The organism is Thermomonas sp. (assembly GCF_047606765.1).
Lineage (GTDB): Bacteria > Pseudomonadota > Gammaproteobacteria > Xanthomonadales > Xanthomonadaceae > Thermomonas.
The window spans coordinates 1-3,713 of sequence record NZ_JASGED010000052.1; the positions used below are offsets into that span (position 1 = coordinate 1).

Genomic DNA, 3,713 nt, shown 5'->3' on the forward strand with positions numbered 1-3,713 from the left:
CGCACGGTGCATCTGGAAACGCTGGAGCAACAATTGCAGGCGCTGGACTGCGTGCCCGCCAGCGAACACGCGCTGGTATTACATGAGCGCCTGCAGAAATCGTGGCTGCTGCGGATCGAATCGGCAGAAGCAATGGCCTTCTACCGCAGCCGCAACCTGGAGTCGTGGCTGGACAACATCGACGAGATGGAAGGGCTGAGCGAACAGGCGCGCGCCATCGAGCATCGCGCCCGCCAGTGCCTGATCGAAGCGCGCAACGAACGCTGGATCGGCCCGTTGCAGACGCTGATGCAGGACGGGCCGTGCCTGATCGCAGTCGGCTCGATCCATCTGGTCGGGGAGGGCGGTTTGATCGCCCGCCTGCGCCGCGATGGCTATCAGGTGGAAGCGATGCCGTTTTGAACGCGCGTCCGTTTTGAGCAGCGTTTCGCGTTGTAGAGGGAAGTGGACGTGTTGCAGGGCATTCGGGAGCGGTAGGCATGGCATTCGGCATGAGCGGTGATCGACAGGTTCATTGGGGGCAGGGTGCCTTCCTCAGTCCGCAGCACCTGCAGGCGCAGGACGCATGGGGGCGGGCCGGGCTGCATGCGCTGCACCGCCGCGTCACGCCGTTCCCGTGGGGATTCGAGGCCTTGCGCATCCGCGAAGACGCGCTGGGCAGCGGCGTGGTCGATGTCGAGCGTTTCGCACTCATCACCCGCGATGGCGAGCGCCTGTCCGGCGGCTCGTTGGAGACCGCCGGCGGCAATACCCGCGTGCCCCAGCGCAACATCGCCGAACTGCGTGCCACCAGCAGCGACCCGATCCCGCTGTGGCTGGTGTTCAACCGCGAACGCACATTGCATGGGCTGGCGCAGAACGATGCCGGGCGTTTGCAGGCAAGGCATGCGCTGGCAAGCGAGGCACTGGCCGATCCGTTCGACCCGCAGGCGCCAGAGGCCGATGTCGATTTCCTGCTGTACCAGCCCAACATCGTCACCGGGCTGGACGAGAACGCCGAGGCCATCGTGCGCGGCTCGGACAGTTACAAGTTCGCCGAACTGCTGCCCGCCGGGCCAGGCAAGTACAAGCTCTCGCATGATTACATCCCGCCCAGCAACGCCATCGGCGCATCGCACAACCTGTCGCGCTGGACGCGGGCGCTGCGCGACCTGCTGGTCTCGCGCGGGCAGGACTTCGCTGCGGTCAAGCGCCAGCGCGGCATCCGCGCGGCATCCACCAGTGCGCAGGAAGTCATGCGCGTGCTGATGATGCAGACCTTCGCCCGCCACATCCCGCTGTTCCAGGAACACGCGCGGCTGGATACGGTGTCCGCCTATGCGATGTATCAGGACCTGCGCCGACTGGTGGCGGAGTTCTCGGTGTTTTCCGAAGACATCGGCTATTTCGGTGAACTTGCAAACCAGCCGCGCGAAACCGAACTGCCGGACTATGACCACGAAGATTTGCGGCGCTGCTTCCGCATCGGCTTCGACCGCGCCGAGGCACTCATCAAGGCGCTGACCGTGGGCGCGGAGGTCGGCATCACGCTGGCCTATGACGGCCGCTTCTACAAGGCCGACCTGCCGGCCAACCTGTTCGAGAACGACAAGACCCGTTTCTATCTGGCCTTCGAGTCCGAACAGAAGGGCGCTGACCTGTTCGCGCGGCTGTCGCGCACCGGCAAGATTGCCTCGCTGGATGAAATGCCGCGCCTGCTGTCGGCGGCGCTGTTCGGACTGAAGATCGACCTGCTGCCGGTGCCACCCGAAGAGCTGCCGCAGAAGAGCCCGAACACCACGTATTTCCTCGTCGATACCACGCATCCCTTTTGGCAGATGATCAAGAACGCCCGCAACATGGCGGTGTTCTCCGACCTGCCGCCGGATTCGACCGTCATCAAGCTGTTCCCGGTCGCCACGCAGGACTGAACGCATGCCAAGGCTGCTGCACCACTTCACCCCGGTCTTCACGTTTGGCCTTGCGCTGGACGAGCGCGTGGCCACCAACCAGGCCAGCGAACAGGCCATCGATGTCACTACCCGTGCGCGCGAGTTGATCGAGCGCGCCAAGTCATCCGCGCACGCCGATGGCAAGCGTCCGGAACAGGTCGATGGCGCGGCCTTCGCGGCGGCGGCATGGATCGACGAGATCATGGCGCGCAATCCGGCGTGGCTGGTGGCCGGCGCGCCGCCGTTGCAGGTGACGATGTTCAACACCAACAACGCCGGCAACGAGTTCTTCACCCACCTGTCCGCGTTGAAGCAGGATCAGGACGAAGTGCGCGAGGTCTATTACCACGCGCTGCTGTGCGGCTTCGTCGGCCAGTACTACTACGAGAATGGCGATACCGGCGAACTGGGCAAGCTCAAGGAATTGCATGGCCGGCAACTGCCTGTTGCGCCCGCGCCGATCCACACGTTGCGCGAGGAGAAGATCACCCCGCAGCCCTACGGCGTGGCCGATCCTGCCGGCCCGCGCCTGCCACGGCAATGGGATCGCGCCTTGCTGGGCATCGGTGCGTTGGTCGCGCTGCTGATCCCGCTGCTGTATCTGGCCTACCTGCTGGTTGCCAAACCCAAGCCCACGATCCTGGTGCCGGTGCAGCAGGCGCTGGCGCAGTTCCCGTGCTCGGATTTGAAGGTGACGGCGGATGAGGACAAGGGCACGGTCAGTGTCAGCGGCCATGTCTCGCGTGCGGATGACATCAGCGCCGTGCAACAGCGCGTGGCGGCGATCGAAGGCGTGAAGTCGGTGGATGCGCAGGTGCAATTGCGCATCTGGCCGCATTGCGAAGTGGTGAAGATCCTGGAGCCGTACAAGGCACGCAATGACGATGCCGGCTACGGCCTGGTGGTGACGCCCAGCACCGGCCATTCCGACCGTTTCATCGAAGGCGAGAAGGTCACCATCAAGGTCACCCAGCCCAATTACGACGGCTATCTGTACGTCGATTACTACTTCGTCGATGGCAACATGGCGCACATCTTCCCGCATCCCAACGAGCCCGACAGCGGGCGGCTGGTCAAGGCCGGCGAAACACTGGTGATCGGCAACACGCCGGAAGGCTGGGAAGTGGGTGCGCCGTTCGGGCAGGAACTCATCACCGTCATCAGCTCGCCGGTGCCGCTGTATGAAGGCTCGCTTCCCACCTTCGACAAGGCCGATGACTACCTGCCGCGCCTGCGCCAGATGATGGAGGCCAACCGCGACAACCAGCAGCTCACGGCCACCTTCCTGTTCATGCAGACGGAGCCAGCACAATGAACCCGCTGAGCTTCGTGGAAAACCTGTTCTCGAGCATCGGCAGCGTGTTCTCGCGGATCGGGTCGTTGTATTCGCGCGGCGCGGAGACTGCAAAGAAACCGTGGCTGCGCTGGATCGTGGTCACCTTGTTGCTGCTGCTGGTCATCGGCGGGCTGGTGTTCCTTGCGCTTGCCATCCTGCCGCAGCTGCCGATGCGCTTCTGGCAGGTGCTGGGCCTGTGCGTGGTCGCGCTGGTGGTGCTGTGGTGGTTCACCGCCGGCCAGCGCAAGGCATCGATCAAGGGGCGCACGCGCAAGCGCATCGGCGACCTCGGTCCCGGCAACGCGGACGACGAACGCGTGCCGGTGCAGCGAATGACCGCGGCGATCGACGAGGCCAAGCGCACCATCGCGCGCTCGCCGGACATCGACAAGGGCCGCACGCCGCTGTATCGCATCCCGTGGCTGCTGTTCGTGGGCGATGCCGCC

At 64.7% G+C, this 3,713-nt stretch carries 4 protein-coding genes; all 4 read left to right on the forward strand.

The features are described 5' to 3' along the window. The coding region (locus QM612_RS04870) for a TraB/GumN family protein (RefSeq protein WP_415252772.1) at positions 1-402 on the forward strand (402 nt) is incomplete at its 5' end. 77 nt (positions 403-479) lie between these two features. After that, positions 480-1,910 (forward strand): type VI secretion system baseplate subunit TssK, encoded by a 1,431-nt coding sequence (gene tssK / locus QM612_RS04875; protein ID WP_415252773.1) that lies wholly within the window; start codon positions 480-482, stop codon positions 1,908-1,910. Between the two features lie 4 nt (positions 1,911-1,914). Next, the gene (locus tag QM612_RS04880) at positions 1,915-3,246 is read left to right on the forward strand and encodes a DotU family type IV/VI secretion system protein (RefSeq protein WP_415252774.1); all 1,332 of its coding nucleotides are present in this window, start codon (positions 1,915-1,917) and stop codon (positions 3,244-3,246) included. After that, a partial coding sequence (locus QM612_RS04885; protein ID WP_415252775.1) for a hypothetical protein occupies positions 3,243-3,713 on the forward strand: 471 nt, incomplete at its 3' end. The genes QM612_RS04880 and QM612_RS04885, both read left to right, overlap by 4 nt.